The 16,845-nt window shown below is 63.6% G+C and carries 15 protein-coding genes; 9 read left to right on the top strand and 6 right to left on the bottom strand.

Features of this window, described 5'->3' with window-relative positions; genetic code table 11:
* Positions 1-45: 45 nt before the first annotated feature.
* Together R2N11_RS25165 and R2N11_RS25160 are read right to left on the bottom strand one after the other, a co-directional pair.
* Positions 46-480, bottom strand: coding sequence for a helix-turn-helix domain-containing protein (locus tag R2N11_RS25165; protein WP_316682809.1), 435 nt, complete (start codon positions 478-480; stop codon positions 46-48).
* Positions 477-851 (bottom strand): GIY-YIG nuclease family protein, encoded by a 375-nt coding sequence (locus tag R2N11_RS25160; RefSeq protein ID WP_316682808.1) that lies wholly within the window; start codon positions 849-851, stop codon positions 477-479. The genes R2N11_RS25165 and R2N11_RS25160 overlap by 4 nt, the downstream gene beginning before the upstream one ends.
* A 216-nt stretch (positions 852-1,067) precedes the next feature.
* Here R2N11_RS25160 and R2N11_RS25155 point away from each other — a divergent pair, with 216 nt between their 5' ends.
* The gene (locus R2N11_RS25155; protein WP_316682807.1) at positions 1,068-1,784 is read left to right on the top strand and encodes a dienelactone hydrolase family protein; all 717 of its coding nucleotides are present in this window, start codon (positions 1,068-1,070) and stop codon (positions 1,782-1,784) included.
* A 16-nt stretch (positions 1,785-1,800) separates the two neighbouring features.
* On the opposite strand, the gene R2N11_RS25150 is transcribed toward R2N11_RS25155, so the two are convergent.
* Complete coding sequence (locus tag R2N11_RS25150; RefSeq protein WP_316682806.1) at positions 1,801-3,423, bottom strand: NAD(P)-binding protein; 1,623 nt, start codon at positions 3,421-3,423, stop codon at positions 1,801-1,803.
* Complete coding sequence (locus R2N11_RS25145) at positions 3,423-5,000, bottom strand: polyamine aminopropyltransferase (RefSeq protein WP_316682805.1); 1,578 nt, start codon at positions 4,998-5,000, stop codon at positions 3,423-3,425. The genes R2N11_RS25150 and R2N11_RS25145 overlap by 1 nt, the downstream gene beginning before the upstream one ends.
* A gap of 187 nt (positions 5,001-5,187) precedes the next feature.
* On the opposite strand from R2N11_RS25145, the gene R2N11_RS25140 reads away from it, so the two are divergent.
* The 7 genes from R2N11_RS25140 to R2N11_RS25110 all read left to right on the top strand — a co-directional run bounded on the left by R2N11_RS25140 (position 5,188) and on the right by R2N11_RS25110 (position 11,509).
* Complete coding sequence (locus R2N11_RS25140; RefSeq protein ID WP_316682804.1) at positions 5,188-5,586, top strand: DUF350 domain-containing protein; 399 nt, start codon at positions 5,188-5,190, stop codon at positions 5,584-5,586.
* A 38-nt stretch (positions 5,587-5,624) separates the two neighbouring features.
* Positions 5,625-6,668: an SPFH domain-containing protein gene (locus tag R2N11_RS25135; RefSeq protein WP_316682803.1), complete on the top strand. Its 1,044-nt coding sequence runs from the start codon at positions 5,625-5,627 to the stop codon at positions 6,666-6,668.
* An 88-nt stretch (positions 6,669-6,756) separates the two neighbouring features.
* Positions 6,757-8,208, top strand: a complete 1,452-nt coding sequence (locus R2N11_RS25130; RefSeq protein ID WP_316682802.1) for a DUF4178 domain-containing protein — start codon at positions 6,757-6,759, stop codon at positions 8,206-8,208.
* Positions 8,205-8,390, top strand: coding sequence for a hypothetical protein (locus R2N11_RS25125; RefSeq protein ID WP_199032805.1), 186 nt, complete (start codon positions 8,205-8,207; stop codon positions 8,388-8,390). The genes R2N11_RS25130 and R2N11_RS25125 overlap by 4 nt, the downstream gene beginning before the upstream one ends.
* Positions 8,387-8,806 (top strand): adenosylmethionine decarboxylase, encoded by a 420-nt coding sequence (speD, locus tag R2N11_RS25120; protein ID WP_316682801.1) that lies wholly within the window; start codon positions 8,387-8,389, stop codon positions 8,804-8,806. The genes R2N11_RS25125 and speD overlap by 4 nt, the downstream gene beginning before the upstream one ends.
* A 127-nt stretch (positions 8,807-8,933) precedes the next feature.
* Entirely contained in the window at positions 8,934-10,187 is a 1,254-nt protein-coding gene (cqsA, locus tag R2N11_RS25115) for an alpha-hydroxyketone-type quorum-sensing autoinducer synthase (RefSeq protein WP_316682800.1), read from the top strand.
* A 29-nt stretch (positions 10,188-10,216) separates the two neighbouring features.
* On the top strand, positions 10,217-11,509 hold the full coding sequence (locus tag R2N11_RS25110; protein ID WP_316682835.1) for an ATP-binding protein: 1,293 nt from the start codon (positions 10,217-10,219) through the stop codon (positions 11,507-11,509).
* A gap of 33 nt (positions 11,510-11,542) precedes the next feature.
* Here R2N11_RS25110 and fumC read toward each other — a convergent pair whose 3' ends face one another.
* The gene (fumC, locus tag R2N11_RS25105) at positions 11,543-12,928 is read right to left on the bottom strand and encodes a class II fumarate hydratase (protein ID WP_199032801.1); all 1,386 of its coding nucleotides are present in this window, start codon (positions 12,926-12,928) and stop codon (positions 11,543-11,545) included.
* Between the two features lie 190 nt (positions 12,929-13,118).
* Here fumC and mdtD point away from each other — a divergent pair, with 190 nt between their 5' ends.
* On the top strand, positions 13,119-14,555 hold the full coding sequence (gene mdtD / locus R2N11_RS25100) for a multidrug transporter subunit MdtD (RefSeq protein WP_316682799.1): 1,437 nt from the start codon (positions 13,119-13,121) through the stop codon (positions 14,553-14,555).
* Positions 14,556-14,561: 6 nt separating this feature from the next.
* Here mdtD and R2N11_RS25095 read toward each other — a convergent pair whose 3' ends face one another.
* Entirely contained in the window at positions 14,562-16,709 is a 2,148-nt protein-coding gene (locus R2N11_RS25095; protein ID WP_316682798.1) for an ATP-dependent helicase, read from the bottom strand.
* Between the last annotated feature and the right edge of the window lie 136 nt (positions 16,710-16,845).

The following is a 16,845-nucleotide window of genomic DNA, read 5'->3' as shown; positions in this document are numbered from 1 at the left end:
TGATAGAGATTTTGCGCTGTCTGCCTGCTCCCAGAAGGAGGGGTATCAGAGCGCCGTCAGCGCGCGGGCCTTGGCAAAGGTGTGCAGCGCGGTTTCTGTCGAGGCGATGGATGCCGGCGCGATTGCCGCCAACGCTTGGCCGCCGAGCCAGTTGATGGTCTCGCGTGCGTTGTGCACGAGCGTCTTGCCAGCGGGGCGAATGGCAATCCGGCGGCCCGCGTCGGTGCTTTGGCGCTCGACCAGGCCGATCTTCTCCAGCGCCAGCACACGCTTGAGCACGGCAGGGCGTGGCAGCCCGAGTGGCTGCACGCATTCCGCAAGGCTGGCATGGCCGTCTGCATGTGAGGCCAGCCAATCCAGCAGCACGAAATCAGCAAAGTCGACCCCGTAGTGCGTGCCGAGCTTGTCGTCGAGTTTGCACCGCAGGCTGGCCTGCGCGCGCTGCACCGCCATGCAGAACGTGAATCCGGCGGTGCTCATGCCGTGTGCTCCGGGTTCTCATAGGCGGATGCGCCTTGGCATGGGATCTCCTGGCGCCAGAGCGTCACCAGCGTTTCCAGTTCGTGCGCCGCATCAAAATCCGGCGCCTCGCGGTGTTTGACCAGGTCGAGCACTTCAAACACGAAGCTCGATTCACCGTGGTCCGCCCAGTCCTTGCGGAGCAATGCGTTGGCATGGGTGCCGTGCTTTAGCTCGAAGTGATGGCGGTTGAGCGTGCTCTGCGCATCGGTGCTGCCCTTGACCAGCGCCCGGCCGGTGATGAGGTTGCGGATGGCATAAACCCCCCAGCCCGCGCCCGCGCGGCTTCGGGTCTCAAGGTACTGGCGTTTCAGCTCCCGTCGATCGGTCATGGTGGGTCCTTGTGCGATGCATGTAGGTGCGGCCTGCGTTGATAGGCAGGCATCGTCTGCGAATTATTACCCGGGTAATAATGATTGGTCAATAATACCCGGGTTAAATTTGTGATGCGTGTGCTTTCGCGCACTTGGGCCGTTGCGAGGGGCGGCTGCAAATTTCACCGCCCGCAGCTATGCTGTGCGCTTTCGTTTCAGGCAAAGGAGCCACGCATGACTGCACCGCAAGGATCCATGATCTCGTTCAAGCGCCCGGATGGGCAGGAACTCCAGGGCTATCTGGCCAAGCCGGCCAAAGCGGAGGGCGCCCCCGGGGTGGTCGTCATCCAGGAGTGGTGGGGTCTGAACGACCAGATTCGTGGCGTGGCTGACCGCCTCGCACGCGCCGGCTACGTGGCGCTGGTGCCCGACCTGTATCGCGGCACCATGACGGTGGAAGAGGAAGAAGCCCACCACCTGATGAGCAACCTGAACTTTGGCGATGCGGCCACGCAGGACGTGCGCGGCGCCGTGCAATACCTCAAGCAGAGCTGCGACCGCGTGGGCGTGACGGGCTACTGCATGGGCGGCGCGCTCACGCTGCTGGCGCTGTGCAATGTGCCGGAAGCGGCAGCGGGTGTGGTGTGGTACGGCTTCCCGCCGCTGGAATACATCGATGCCTCGAAGATCAAGGTGCCGGTGCAGGGCCACTGGGGCACGCAGGACACAGCCTTCAAGATCGAAACGGTGGACGCGCTGGAGAAGAAGCTGGCCGATGCCGGTGTCGATGTCGACTTCCACCGCTATCTCGCGCATCACGCCTTTGCCAATGAAACGGCCGTGGGCGAAAATCGCATCGCCATCACGCAGTACGATCCGGTGTGGGCGCAGCACGCGTGGGATCGTGCACTGACGTTCTTTGGCCGTACGCTCTGGCCGAACAGGGGCTAAAGCGCTGCCTCTTGGATCAGGCGGCCAGGATGGCCCGCGCTGCCTGATCACCCCACCACGCTGCTTCTTCAAACACGGAATAGCCGGACAGATCCGCATGCGCATAGTGGATCGGCCCGGTGTTTTCGCGCAGGCGCGCAATGCCCGGCCGCGAGAGAAAGCCCGGCGTGGGAATCGCCATCGCATGTCCGCGCAGGGTCAGGTCGGCCCGGCGGATCTGCGTGCGCAGGCGGATGCCGTACACCCTGTCCAGATCGGCCAGTGCGCGATCGAGCAATGCCTGTGGCGATGCGTTCAGCATCCACTCACGCGCCACTTTGGGCGCCATGTCTGACAGCGCCACGTAGGCAGTGAACACGCTTTGCGCGGGCGGCCCCACGCGAATGTCCTGGTGATTGGCCACCACATAGCCCAACCCCGTGCCGCGATAGACCACGTTGTCCCACGCGAGCGGCGTGTCGTCGTATTCGGGCGGAAAGCCTTCGATCAGCAGATTGGCCAGCAGCCACGGTGCGGCTTCGGGCAACTCGGTGGCCGGCACATCAAAGCCCTCGACGACGTGTTTGGCAACATGCAGCGGCATCGCGCTCACCACATGGTCGGCCAGCAAGCGCACCACGCGGCCATCGGCTTGCAATACGTCGGCATAGACGCGTGCACCGCCTTCGCTGGTTTTGCCGATGCGCGCGGCGCTGCCCGGGAGCAGGCGGCCAGCATTGTTCAGGCCGGCGGTCTCGAACAGACGTTCGGCCATCCAGTCCAGCCCTTCCGGCCAGGTGAGCACGGTGCCCTGTTCCGCATTGCTGGCCATGCCGCCCCGGCTGGCAAAGTAAGCGATGCCGGCCCAGGCGGATACGTGATCCGCGGTGACGCCGTAGTCGTCGCGGCAGCAGTAGTCGGCGTACCAGTGCAGCGTGGCGGCCTGGTAGCCCTCGCGGTGTAGCCAGTCGCGGAAGGTGAGCGTATCGAGTGCGCGCCAGGCCGGGTCGGCTGAAGAGAGCGCAGTCGGCACGGCAAAGAGGCGGCGGCCGTCGTTGCCTGTGGTCTGGCGCAGACGGTCGATCTGAGCGAAGAAACGGGTGTGCTCGGCGCGCTCTGCTTCGGTAATGCCTTCATGCGGCACGAAGCCGTCTTGCCAGCGGTTGCCCAGCCACAGGCGTTCATCTGGGGCGTGAACGAGCACACGTTCGTCATAGGTCGGGCGCAGTGCGAAGGGGTTGCGCTCAATGACGCCAAAGTCGGCCAGCATCTCGCGCACGTGTGTCGATTCCATCGACGGCAGCGGCAGGTAATGCGCGCCGGTCGGAAAGCGTTGCGCGCCAAATGCGCCGCCGGCGGCATTGCCGTAGCGCTCCGGCCCCTCCACGACCACCACATCGCGTCGTCCGCTCTTTGCCAGCCGCCACGCGCAACTCAATCCGCCGATGCCGCTGCCGCAGATGGCCACGCCCACGCGTCGCGTTTCCGATGGCGCGGGCAACGCGCGCAGATCGCGCAGTTGGTGGCCGGCGGCCTGGCCGGGCATGCGCACGTTGGGCGTGATCTCGGTCAGTGCGCGAAAGCCTGCCCAGGAGGCGGCGCCAGCCGCTGCCGCGCCGGCGGCGGCTGCACCGATCAGAAAGCTGCGTCGTGTTGCCATCAGCGCAGCACGCCGTGCCAGTCTTCTTCAAAGTACCGCACCAGCGACTGGTTGTTCAGCCGGTTGGGCTCCACCTGCGGGCGCGGCATGTCGGGCGCGAAGCTGAACATCTGATGCGTGGTGTCGGCATCCAGAAAGCGTGTCGGCACGCGGTACGACGTGGGCGGCTGGAAATCTGCCCGGCCTGGCGCGGCGAGGATGAAACCCCATTCACCGAAGGAAGGCACCAGCGCGTGATACGGCCACGTGCGGTAGCCCGCTTCTTTCAGGGTCGCATCCACGCACCAGTACGAGCGCGGCGCGAAATAGGGCGAGGTGGCCTGAATGACCACCAGCCCCGTGTCTGCCACGTGCCGCGACAGCAGTCGGTAGAAGGGCACCGAATACAGCTTGCCGATGCTGAAGTTGGACGGGTCCGGAAAATCGACGATGGCCACGTCGAACATGTCGGTGGCGGTCTGCAGCCATTGCCCCGCATCGGCATTGACCACCGTCACGCGCGGATCGCTGAACGAATGCTGGTTGAGCGCAACCAGCGCCTCCGCATGCGAGAACAGGTTGGTCATGCGCGGGTCCAGATCGACCAGGGTGACGTGTTCGACTTGCGGGTACTTCAGGATCTGCCGCAGCGCGAGGCCATCACCGCCGCCCAGCACCAGCACGCGCCGTGCGCCGCGCACGGATTCCAGCGCAGGCAGCACCAGCGCCTCGTGATAGCGGTATTCGTCACGCGAGGAGAACTGCAGGTTGCCGTTGATGTACAGGCGCAAGTCGTCCTTCCAGCGTGTTACCACCAGCCGCTGATAAGGCGACGAAATCGCATGGATGATCTCGTCACCAAAGAGCGCGCGTTCAGACCAGTGCGTGAGCTTGTCCGATGCCGCAAAGCCTGCCAGCAGCGCGGCAGCGACGGCACCCGCGCGCCACGCCATCGCATTGCGCATGCGGGCGGTGAGCGCCAGTTCTGCGCGAAAGTGCCAGAGCGTCCAGACCGCAATCGCCGTATTGAGCAGTCCGAACAGGAAGCCCGTGCGCACTAGCCCCAGGCGCGGGGCCAGCACCAGCGGAAAGAGCAGCGACACGGCCAGTGCGCCCAGGTAATCGAACGTCAGCACGCGGCTGACCAGATCGGAAAACTTGGCTTGCCGGCGATGCAGCATGCGCATCACCAGCGGAATCTCCATGCCGACCAGCACGCCGATGATTGTCACCAGCGCGTATAGCACCAACCGGAACGGCGCCGACTCCAGCGCAAACAACGCAAACAGCGCCGCCGCCGAGACGCCGCCAAACAACCCCACCAGCAGTTCCAGATCGACAAAACGGGCGAGCAACGCATCGTCTGCCACGTAGCGCGAGAGCCACGAGCCGATACCCATCGCAAACAGGTAGGCGCCGATGATGGAAGAGAACTGCAGGATCGAATCGCCCAGCAGGTACGAAGCCAATGCCCCAGCAATCAGTTCGTAAGCCAGCCCGCATGAGGCGACCACAAACACGGCAAGGACCAGCAAGGCGTTACCGCGGCCGGCCGGCTGCGTGGGTTCGTACGTGGCGTCAGGCTGCGGCGTCGACATGCTGCGAGAGGAGAAAAATGAATGGGTGTTAACAAACGGCTGGCGCAAAGGGCGAGCGCGATTGTGCCGCCTTTTTTGCGGCGCGGCGAGCGGGTGGTGCGCAGCCGCATCGGGGGGTACGCAAGCGACGGATCAGCCGCTATAGTGGCGCCACTTGCGCACTGCCCTGGCTGATTGCCTTCTGCCCATGCCCGATATGACCGCTTCCGTGATCGCCTATGCCTCGCACCTGCTGGCGGGTGCTGTGGTGTTTGCTGGTTTCTTCTTCGTCTACCTGCGCCTGACGCCGTACGACGAGTTCAAGCTGATCCGTGAAGGCAACGTTTCCGCAGCGCTGTCGCTGGCCGGCGCGCTGCTCGGTTTCGTGCTGACCATCGCATCGAGCATCGCGCACGCCGATGGCCTGCTGCCGTTCCTGTTCTGGTCGGTGATGGCGTCGGTTGTGCAGCTGATCGTCTTCGTGGTGCTCACGCGCCTGATGCCCGACTACCGCCTGCAGATCGAGCACAACAACACCGCCGCCGGTATGCTGTTTGGCGTGAGTGCGCTGGCGGTGGGTGTGATCAACGCTGCCTGCCTGTCCTGATTGTTCCTGTACCGCGAATCATCGCGAAGGAGTTTCCTGTGAGCCTGTCCAGCTTTATCAAAAAGCAGTTTATTGACATCCTGCAGTGGACGGAGAGCGAAGACGGCGTGCTCGCCTGGCGCTATCCCATGCAGGACATGGAAATCCAGAACGGCGGCATGCTGGTCGTGCGCGACTCGCAGATGGCGATGTTCGTCAACGAAGGCCAGATTGCCGACGTGTTCGGCGCCGGTACCTTCAAGCTGACCACGCAGACGCTGCCGGTCCTGACCTACCTGAAGAACTGGGACAAGTTGTTTGAGTCCCCCTTCAAGTCCGATGTCTACTACTTCAGCACGCGCCAGCAGCTTGGCCGCCGCTGGGGCACGCCGCAGCCGGTGACGGTGCGCGACAAGGATTTCGGCATGATCCGCCTGCGCGCCTTTGGCGTGTATGCGTACCACGTGGCCGATCCGAAGCAGTTCTACCAGCAGGTGAGCGGCACGCGCGACATCTACACCGTGGATGAAGTTGAAGCCCAGCTTGGCCCCGTCATCATGGGCGCCATGGCCACGGCGTTTGGCGAATCCGGTGTGCCGTTCCTGGACCTGGCTGCCAATCAGACGCTGATGTCGAACAAGGTGCGCGAGACCCTCGCGCCGCAGTTCACGCAGTACGGCCTGGCGCTCGACAGCTTCCAGGTCTCCAGCGTCACGCTGCCGGACGAACTGCAGGCCGCGATGGACCGCCGCATCAGCATGGACATGACCGGCGACATGGGGCGCTTCACGCAGTATCAGGCGGCGGAATCGCTGCCGCTGGCTGCACAGAACGAAGGTGGCATCGCCGGCACGGGTGCAGGTTTGGCAGCCGGTTTGGCAATGGGCCAGACGATGGCCGAGAGCCTGCGCACTGCTGTGCAGGGCAATGCCGGTGCAGCACCTGCCGCACAACCGGCTGTCGCCGCACCGGTTGCTCCGGCTGCCGACGACCCGACCGCACGCCTGACCAAGCTTAAGGAACTGCTCGACAAGGGCCTCATCACCCAGGCCGACTTTGATGCCGGCAAGGCCGCCGTGCTCAAGGCACTGACCGGGGGCTGAGTCCAGCTTCTCTGATCGAATGACCGGGCGGCGAAGGGGCACAGCCCCTTTAGCCGCCCGTTTTGCTGTGCAATCGAACGACCCGACCATGTTTCATGCCAACTGCCCGGCGTGTGGCGCGCCGGTGGAACTGAAGTCCGCCGCTGCCGTGATGACGGTGTGCAGCTTCTGCAAAAGCACACTGCTGCGCGACGGCGAGACGCTGTCCGACATCGGCAAGATGTCTGCCGTGCTGGAGGACTACGCGCGCGTGCAGATCGGCACCACCGGGCGCTACAAGAACAAGGCCTTTACCGTTGTGGGCCGCATCCAGTTGCGCTACGACGCGGGCTTCTGGAACGAGTGGTACGTGCTGTTTGACGACAGCACCGACGGCTGGCTGGCCGAGGCTTCGGGCCAGGTCACCATGACTTTCTCGCGTGGCGTGCCGCGCAATGCCGTGGCGTTTGAAACGCTGCGCCCCGGCCAGCTTTACGATGCTGAGGGCAAGCAGTTCACGCTGTCCGATGTGCGCGAGGCCGACTGCACCGGCGGCCAGGGCGAATTGCCCTTCCGGGTAGGCGAGGGCTGGCATGCGCGCGTAGCCGACGGCCGCTGCGAGGATGCCTTCATCACGCTCGACTATTCCGACGGCACAGCGCCCACGCTCTACCTTGGCGAAGCGACCACGCTTGAAGCGCTCAAGTGCCAACTCCTGCGCACCGACGCCGAGATCAAGGAAACCGCCGGGCGCGTCCCCCGCAAGCTCACCAATCTCGACTGCCCGCAGTGCGGCACGTCGATCCCGTTCAGCCCCGGCGTGACCGGGCATGTGCTGTGCCCCGGCTGTGGGGCGGCCATCGATGCCGCCACGCCGCGCGGCGAGATCATCGCCCGCGCCCGGTCGGTGCCGCAGGTTGTGACCACATTGGAATTGGGCGACAAGGCGCTGATCGACGGCCAGCAGTGGCAGGTGATCGGCGTGATGCGTCGCACGGTGGTTGACGGCAGCGGTGAGTGGTTCGAATACCTGCTGTACACCCCCAAGCGTGGCTTCACGTGGATGGTGGAAACCGACGACGGCTGGTTCCGCGCCAACGTGCTCGACCGCTGGCCCACGCAGACCGACGGCCGCAAGGCCACGCTCGGCAATACGCAGTACACCCGCGACGAGGACTACACCGCACGCGTGACCTACGCTGCCGGCGCCTTCAACTGGCGCGTGCAGACCGGCGACCAGACCCGCGTGGTCGAATACACGGCCGGCCAGGAAAGCCTTGCCGCAGAGAGCGATGCGCATGAATTGAGCTGGTCCCGGAGCACCCCGGTCAGCACTGCGCAGATCAAGGCGTGGTTCGGCAAGGTGGTGGCCGAGCCGGTCAAGGAGGCATCGGGCTCGGGTTACATGACGGTGGCAGTGGTGTCCTGTGTGCTGCTTGGCATGTTTAATCTGGTGCCGTTCTTCATGGCGCCGGGTTCGGTGTTCGTGATCACGTTCTTTGCGGCGCTGATGCTGATCGTGCCGGCATGGCTGGTCGCCAAGGTCGGGGGTGGGGAATGAAAGGCTGGTTCGTGTTGTACGCCGTGTGCGTGGTGATCGGCGCAACGGTCATGGACTGGAAGGCCGGCTTTGCCGCGCCGCGCACGCCCTCGTATGGCAGCGGCACCAGCGGGTCTTCGTACTGGGGCGGCTCGTCGGGCGGTAGCGGTTACGGTGGCGGCTTCAGCGGGGGCCACAAGTGACGCGCACGGACGCTGCGCCGCATGCTGCAGCAACCGCCGCTGCGGTGGGCGAGCATCTGCTGCTCGATCTGTATGGCGTGGCGCCAGCGCTGCTGCGCGATGCCCAGGCGCTGGAAGCTACGCTGCGCGAGGCAGCTGCAGCGTTGGGCGCCACCATTCTTCATGCACATCTCCACCGCTTTGATTCGCTGCGTATGGGCGCACCCGCGGCAGAGCCGGGCGGTGTGACCGGTGTCCTGTTGCTGGCGGAATCACACCTGTCGATCCACACGTGGCCCGAGCACGGGTTTGCCGCCATTGATGCCTTCATGTGCGGCACCGGCACAACGCATGGCGCGCGTGCCGTGTTTGAACGTGCGCTGGCACCGGAGCGTGTCGACGTACGTGTTGCGCAGCGCGGTTCATCATCGGTTTAGGACTTTTGGTGTAGTTCGGATTACCGTCCATGGGTACTTCACGCATGGAGGGAAGAGTGGTAGTGCGGATTGCATCCCGGTGGTGATGCAAGGCCATCGGGCTTTTCGGCAACCCGACGAGGCCACTATGACCACACTGCCCAAGCACGTCCCTTCTTCACTAGTCCCACCGCCTTCGGTAGCTGCACCAGCACTACCAGATTGGATCGAAGCCCGTGTGCGGCGTTACTTCAACGATCGTGTAGCAAGACTCTGGGGAGGTGGCCACCTACTGCACGGTCGCGAACCCGGGCCAGATGCACTATTCCTGAACAGTAACGATTACCTTTGCCTGCTCGGCGAGCGCGCCTTGGTTCGCGCTCAGGCGCGCACGCTGTTGGCGTGTGAGAGTGAATTGCTGATGTCTTCCATATTCCAGCACGGAGATACGCCTCAACATCGGCTGGAGCGCCGATTGGCCGACATGATGCGTGCGGAGGCTGGGCTGATCGCCCAGTCTGGTTGGGCGGCCAACGTTGGATTGATTCAGTCCATTGCAGGTCCGGGTACTCCCGTTTTTGTTGACATGAATGCGCATGCCTCGTTGTGGGAGGGCATCACCGCCGCCGGCGCCCAGCCGATTCCCTTTCGTCATAACAACATCGAGCACCTCGACCGACAGATTGCGCACATGGGGCCAGGCGTGATTCTGGTGGATTCGCTCTACAGCACAAACGGAAGCGTCGCCCCCCTGCCTGCACTTGCTCAGGTTGCCGAGTCCAGCGGCTCGGTGCTCGTTGTCGACGAATCGCATTCATTGGGTACGCATGGCCCGGGCGGCGCTGGGCTTGTCGTGCAGCTTGGTCTGGAACAGCGCGTTCATTTTCGTACCGCTTCGCTCGCGAAGGCGTTTGCTGGCCGTGCCGGATTCATCGCCTGCGGTGAGAGGTTCAAGGAGTACTTTGCAATGGAGGCGCGCCCGGCTATTTTTAGCTCGGGGTTGTTACACCATGAGCTGGCTTGGTTTGATGCAGCGGTGGACTTCATTGCGGCGGCTGATGACCGGCGGCAAAGGCTCCACACGATTACACGTTTGGTCCGTGACGGCATTGCCGAACTGGGCTACAACATCGCGGATGGAACAGAGCAAATTATTGCGCTCGAAACTGGGACCGAACCACAGGTCAAGGTATTGCGCGACGCCTTACAGGCGCGTGGTATTTTTGGCGCGGTCTTTTGTCCGCCAGCGACATCTAAGAATCGGTCGTTGGTGCGATTGACTCTGCACGCTAAGCTCGTCGCGGCAGATATTGAACGCTTACTTGATGTGTTGGGCGATATTCGTGAGCAAGTGAATTTGCGTGAATGGTCCTCCACACGCCGAGCGGCGTTAACTGACTAATCTAGCGAACCTTCTGTGACGTTATGACGATAGAGCAGGGTGGTGCATTTCGAGAGGCGCCCAATCGACGGTTGGTTCGTATTTGGATGCAACTAGAGAAGTCCTTGGTACATGGCACGCTCCTTGATGACGAGAGCGCAGCGCGCTTGCAGCGCATACGCCTCTTCGGGGTGATGGGCGTGGTCGGCCATCCGCTTTATTTTTGGATCTGGACGCATGTTTTTCCGCAGCCCTACGAGAACGGCTGGCTGCGGTTAGCTTGTGCATTGCTGTTTATCCCGTTGCTGTTTCCGGGGCCGCTGTCCAAACGCAAATGGTTTCCCGTCTATGCCCTCTTCGTTATCACGGCGGGAATACCTTTTGCCTTTACTTTCTTCTATCTGAAGAACGCAGGGTCGATGGTATGGACGGAATCCGTACTGATTGCAGTCATGATTCTGTTTCACTTTGGCGTGACATTCGCCTTAATCTCGATGGTTTCCGGAGGGATTGCTGCGATAGCGTTGTTTGGGTTGACGACTGGTACAGGGGAGGTATTCCCATGGCATACGTTGCCGGTGCAACTCCCGATCTTCGCGTTTCTGATCGCAATGCTTGTTATCACCAAGCTGGATCGTAAGATACTCGCTGAGCAGAAGCGGCAGGGCATGGAGTTAGCATTGGGCACGGTTGCTCACGAGTTGCGCACACCGCTGGCGAGCCTAGCACTGACTGCGCAGGGAATTCAGAATCGCTTGCCGAGCTTGGCAGAAGTCAGTTATCCCGATTTGCCGATACTGCAGCAAGCGGTTGAGCGGATGCGCACGGATGTCGTGCGCGCCAATAACAGCATCGAGTTGTTGGTCGCTAACTCGAAAGCCCCCCAGACCGTCAGCATCAATTGGTTTGACCCGCATGAGGCGATCTGCTCGGCCATCGCGGCCTTTCCGTTCGAGGCCGGTACTCGGGAGCTGGTCTCGATTGCACCGAGCATCGGTGTGCGGGTGCTAGGCAACGCGAGCCTGTTCGAGCACATCATCACCAACCTGACCAAGAACGCGCTGGAGGCCATTCAGCGTGTGGGCAAGGGCGATCTCCACATCAGCTATGAGAAGCCGCCGCGTGCCGTGGAGATCGTCGTGCGCGATACCGGTTCGGGCATTTCGTCGACCGTGCTCAAGCGGATGTTCGAACCGTTCTTTTCCTATCCGGCGCATCGCGGCACGGGCATCGGCCTGATGTTCTGCCGTAAGGTGTTGCGTGGCTGGGGCGCCAGCATTTCGTGCAAGTCGGTCGAGCACGAATACACAGAATTCCGCATCCGCTTCCCGAACCCGCGCTGAGGCTGTCAGCGCGGGCACGCGGCAGCCTGCGGCTTATCGGCCGACCATGTTCTCCGGCCGCACCCACGCGTCAAACTGCTCGGGCGTCACGTAGCCGAGTGCCAACGCCGCTTCACGCAGGCTCGTACCTTCCTTGTGCGCTTTCTTGGCAATCTGCGCAGACTTGTCGTAGCCGATGTGCGGGTTGAGCGCCGTCACCAGCATCAGCGAGCGCTGTACAAGTTCGTCGATGCGTGCACGGTTGGGCTCGATGCCCACGGCGCAGTGGTCGTTGAAGCTGCGCATGCCGTCGGCCAGCAGGCGCGTGCTGTGCAGGAAGTTGTAGGCAATCATCGGGCGGAACACGTTCAGCTCGAAGTTGCCCGATGCCCCGCCAATGTTGACTGCGACATCGTTGCCGAACACCTGTGCGCACAGCATCGTCACGGCTTCGCTCTGCGTGGGGTTGACCTTGCCCGGCATGATGGACGAACCTGGCTCGTTTTCGGGGATGGAGATTTCGCCCAGGCCGCTGCGCGGGCCGCTCGCCAGCCAGCGGATATCGTTGGCGATCTTGGTGAGGCTGGCGGCCAACGTTTTCAGCGTGCCGTGTGCGTGCACCAGGCCGTCGGCCGAGGCCATGGTCTCGAACTTGTTGGGCGAGGTGACGAAGGGCAGACCGGTCAGGTCGGCCAGTTCAGCAGCCACCTGTTCGGCGTAGCCGGCCGGCGCGTTCAGACCGGTGCCCACTGCCGTGCCGCCCAGTGCCAGCTCGCACAGATGCGGCAGCGCCGCATTCAGGTGCGTTTCGTTGTGCTGCAGTTGCGCCACGTAGCCGGAGAACTCCTGGCCGAGCGTGAGCGGCGTCGCATCCTGCAGGTGCGTACGGCCGATCTTGATGATGTCGTCGAAGTCCGCCGCCTTCTTGGCAAGCGTTTCGCGCAGTGTGCGCAGCGACGGGATCAGGTGCCGTGTGATGGCGGTAACAGCCGCCACGTGCATCGCCGTCGGGAAGACGTCGTTGGACGACTGGCTGCGGTTGACGTCATCGTTTGGGTGCACGAGGCGGCTCTCGCCACGCGCTCCGCCCAGCAGTTCGCTGGCACGGTTGGCGAGCACCTCGTTCATGTTCATGTTGCTCTGCGTACCGGAGCCGGTCTGCCAGACCACCAGCGGGAATTCGTTCGGATGTTTGCCCGCGATGACTTCATCGGCAGCGGCGATGATGGCGTTGGCTTTCTCGGCCGGCAGCAACCCAAGGCGGTGGTTGACGGCTGCGCTTGCGCGTTTGATGCGGGCCAGCGCGTCGATCAGCTCGCGCGGCATGCGATCGCCCGCAATGTCGAAGTTCTGCAGCGAGCGCTGCGTCTGCGCGCCCCACAGATGATTGGCGGGGACTTCAATGGGCCCAAAAGTATCGCGTTCGGTACGGGTGGTCATGGCAGGTGTGCACGAGGGTGACTGGGACGAACGCCCACCAGTATAGGCGTCCGGTGTGTGCAACTCGGTGCCCGCGTTTGCTGTAGGGTGACCGGAGCGTTACATCATTTGCGAGCCCGCGCTGCTCACGCCACAATGTCGCCTCGTTGTGCAATTCGGCGCCGTACGAAGTCTGCTTCCCCTGCCTGCCATGCCCACCTCTGCTTCCGTCGACAAGTCCCTCCAACCCTTGCTCTGGCTGGTGGCGGTTGGTCTCTTCATGCAGACGTTGGATTCCACCATCGTCAATACGGCATTGCCGGCCATGGCGCGCAGCCTGTCGGAAAGCCCGCTGAAGATGCAGTCGGTCATCATTGCCTACACGCTGACGACCGCCATGCTGATGCCCGCCTCGGGTTGGCTGGCCGATCGCTTTGGCACACGGCGCATGTTCTTTGCCGCCATCTTTCTGTTCACCATCGGCTCGCTGCTGTGCGCGGAGTCGCGCAGCCTGGACATGCTGATTGCCTCGCGCGTGGTGCAGGGCGTGGGCGGCGCGTTGCTGATGCCAGTCGGGCGTCTGACGGTGCTGCGCGTGGTGCCGCGCGAGCAGTTTCTGCCGGCCATGAGCTTCGTCACCATTCCGGGGCTGATCGGCCCGCTGATTGGTCCGACGCTGGGCGGTTGGCTGGTGGAGGCGGTGTCCTGGCACTGGATCTTCCTCATCAACCTGCCGGTGGGTCTGATTGGCGCGCTGGTCACACTCAAGGTCATGCCCGATGTGCGTGCGGACGATGAGGGCCGCTTCGATTGGACAGGCTACGCCATGCTCGCGTTTGGCATGGCGGCGGTGTCGTTCTCGCTCGATGGGCTATCCGGGTTGGGCTTTCAGCATGCGACGGTGTTGGTGCTGCTGATCTTCGGGCTGGCGGCGCTCACCGCGTACTGGCTGCATGCGGGGCGCACGGTTGAGGGCAAGGCGGGACCGCTGTTTCCGCGCTCGCTGTTTGCCATCCCGAGCTTCTCGATCGGCATTCTCGGCAACCTGTTTGCCCGCATCGGTACGGGTGGGATGCCGTTTCTGATCCCGCTGCTGCTGCAGGTGAGCCTGGGGTACTCACCCCTGCAGGCCGGCTTGATGATGGTGCCGGTGGCCGCGGCTGGCATGGCGGCCAAACCGTTGGGCACCTGGGCGATCAAGCGTTTTGGTTATCGGCGCATGCTGTTTATCAACACGCTCATGGTGGGCCTGACGATGGCCAGTTTTGCGGTGATGACGCCCGATGTGCCGGTGTGGCTGCGCGTCGTGCAGCTGGCGCTGTTCGGTACGTTCAACTCGATGCAGTTCACCGCCATGAATACGCTCACCCTCAAGGACCTAAGCGGGCCGCATGCCAGCGCGGGCAACAGCATGCTCTCCATGGTGATGATGCTGTCGATGAGCCTGGGCGTGGCGGCGGCGGGTGCGCTTCTCACGGGCTTTACCGATTTCACCGTCGGGCCGGAAGGGCGCGATACGCTGGCAGCCTTTCACAAGACCTTCGTGTGCGTTGGCTTTATGACCGGCGCGGCGGCGTGGATCTTTGCGCAGCTTTCGCACGCAGAGCCGGCGCAGGTGCTCAAGCGCGCCGAGGTCGATGTTGAATAACGCTGTCTATTTCCAGTAGCCGCGCATCTTCTTGCTGAGGTCGACCTTGGCGGCGGCGCGTGCTTCGGCTGCAGGGTCCGCACCAGGCTCGGGCGGCGGCCATGCGCAAGCCTCGAACAACGGCAGCAGCGCGGGCGGAATGAAGCGCGTGCGCGACGCATAGATGTGCCGGTCGCCATTGGGTGTTTGCTGCGTCACGTAAAAGCGCTGCGGCACCAGGATGTCCAGGTGCTCGCGTGCGCGCGTCATGGCCACGTAGAGCAGGCGACGCTCCTCCTCCAGTTCTTCATGCGAGCCGGCGCCCAGATCGGCGGGCATGCAGCCGTCCACGGCGTTGAGCACGTACACAGCTTTCCACTCCTGGCCCTTTGAAGAGTGGATCGTAGAGAGGATCAAGTAGTCCTCATCACGGTAGGGGGCGCCGGATTCATCGCTGGTCAGCTCGGGCGGGTCGAGGGTCATCTCGGTCAGGAAGCGCTCGCGCGTGGCGTAGGTGGCAGCCATGCGGGCAAGCTGGTCCAGATCGCCCTGGCGCACGGCGGCATCGTCATGCAGGCGCTCCATGTGCGGCGTGTACCAGATGCCCACGGCTTCCAGTTCGCTCGCCCACGCCAGGCTGTCCTTGGGCATGCGCAGCAGCTGCATGAGCGTCATCAGCGCGGCCCAGTCGCCAGCGAGGCGGGCGGGTGGCTCGTAGGCGAGCAACGCGGCAATCGGGTCCACCGCCTCGGCCATGGCGTCGAGCACGCGCGCGGCGGTGGCAGGGCCGGCGCCGGGCAGTAACTGGATCACGCGAAACCCAGCGATGCGGTTGCGGGGGTTCTCGGCCCAGCGCAGCACCGAGAGAACATCCTTCACGTGCGACGCTTCCAGAAACTTGAGGCCGCCGTATTTCACGAACGGGATGTTGCGGCGCGTGAGCTCGATCTCCAGCGGCGCACTGTGGCTGGCTGTGCGGAACAACACGGCTTGAGATTTCAACGCCAAGCCGCCTTCGCGCTGATGCAGCACCTGCTCGGCCACACAGCGCGCCTGTTCGGCTTCGTCGCGCACCGAAATCAGCCGTGGGCGATGTGTCGACGCACGGTCCGTCCACAGCGTCTTGGCAAAGCGCTCCGTGGCGAAACGCATCACACCGTTCGAGGCATCCAGAATCGGCTGCGTCGAGCGGTAATTGCGCTCCAACAGCACTGTGTGTGCCGGCCGCGTGAAGTGGCGCGGGAAGTCGAGGATATTGCGCACCGTCGCCGCACGAAATGCATAGATCGACTGTGCATCGTCGCCCACCACCGTCACGCCACGGCCGTCGGGGCGCAGCGCCCGCAGGATGGACGACTGCAGCCGGTTGGTGTCCTGGTATTCGTCGACGAGGATGTGGTCGAAGCGCGTGCCGATCTCGGCGGCCAGTTCGGCGTCGGACACCATCGCGTGCCAGTACAGCAGCAGGTCGTCGTAGTCGAGCACGTGCTGGGCCTGTTTGGCTTCTACGTAGCCATCAAACAGCGTGCGCAGTTGCGCTTCCCACATCGCGCACCACGGGAAGTGATGCTTGAGCACGGCGTTGAGCGGGCTCTCCGCATTGATGGCCCGCGAGTAGATCGCCAGGCAAGTCTGCTTGAGCGGGAAGCGGCGCTCCTTGGTCGACAGGCTCAACTCGTGGCGCACGACGTTGAGCAGATCGGCGGAATCGCTGCGGTCGTGGATGGTGAAGTCGGGTGCGAGGCCGATGCGTTCGGCGTATTCGCGCAGCAGGCGTGCGCCGATGCCGTGGAACGTGCCGGCCCAGGGCAGGGTGGTCTGGTATGACGTGCCGGCGGCATTCAGCGCGCTGGCGCCGCGCTCGCCCTGCATGGCACGCGCCAGCAGGTGGCCGGCGCGGTTGGACAGTTCACTCGCGGCCCGGCGCGAGAACGTCAGCAGCAGAATGCGTTGCGGATCGGCCTCGTTGGCCACCAGGTGTGCGACACGCCAGCCCAATGTGTGCGTCTTACCCGACCCGGCGCCGGCCAGCACAAGCAGCGGGCCGGTTGCGGCCGCATCCGCCCCGGAAATGCCGAATTCGACCGCTTGGCGCTGCTGGTCGTTCAGTTGGGCCAGGTAACCCGGAGTGACCGAGCCATTGGCGGTGTCGGGGGTGGGAGAAGCGGAAAGCACGGCGGGGGCGTCGCAGAAAATAACTGTATGAATATGTGGGGTATCCACTTAGCTCCACCAGCCCAGGATAACTGGATGGATATACAGTGTTCGTATGCTACACCGTCTCGGCGCGGTGCACTACATCTGCGTACGT

This window comes from Ralstonia flaminis (assembly GCF_958415495.1).
Taxonomy (GTDB): Bacteria; Pseudomonadota; Gammaproteobacteria; order Burkholderiales; family Burkholderiaceae; genus Ralstonia; species Ralstonia flaminis.
Note: the sequence above shows the minus strand (reverse complement) of the source record. Positions and strands in the feature narration are given on the sequence as shown.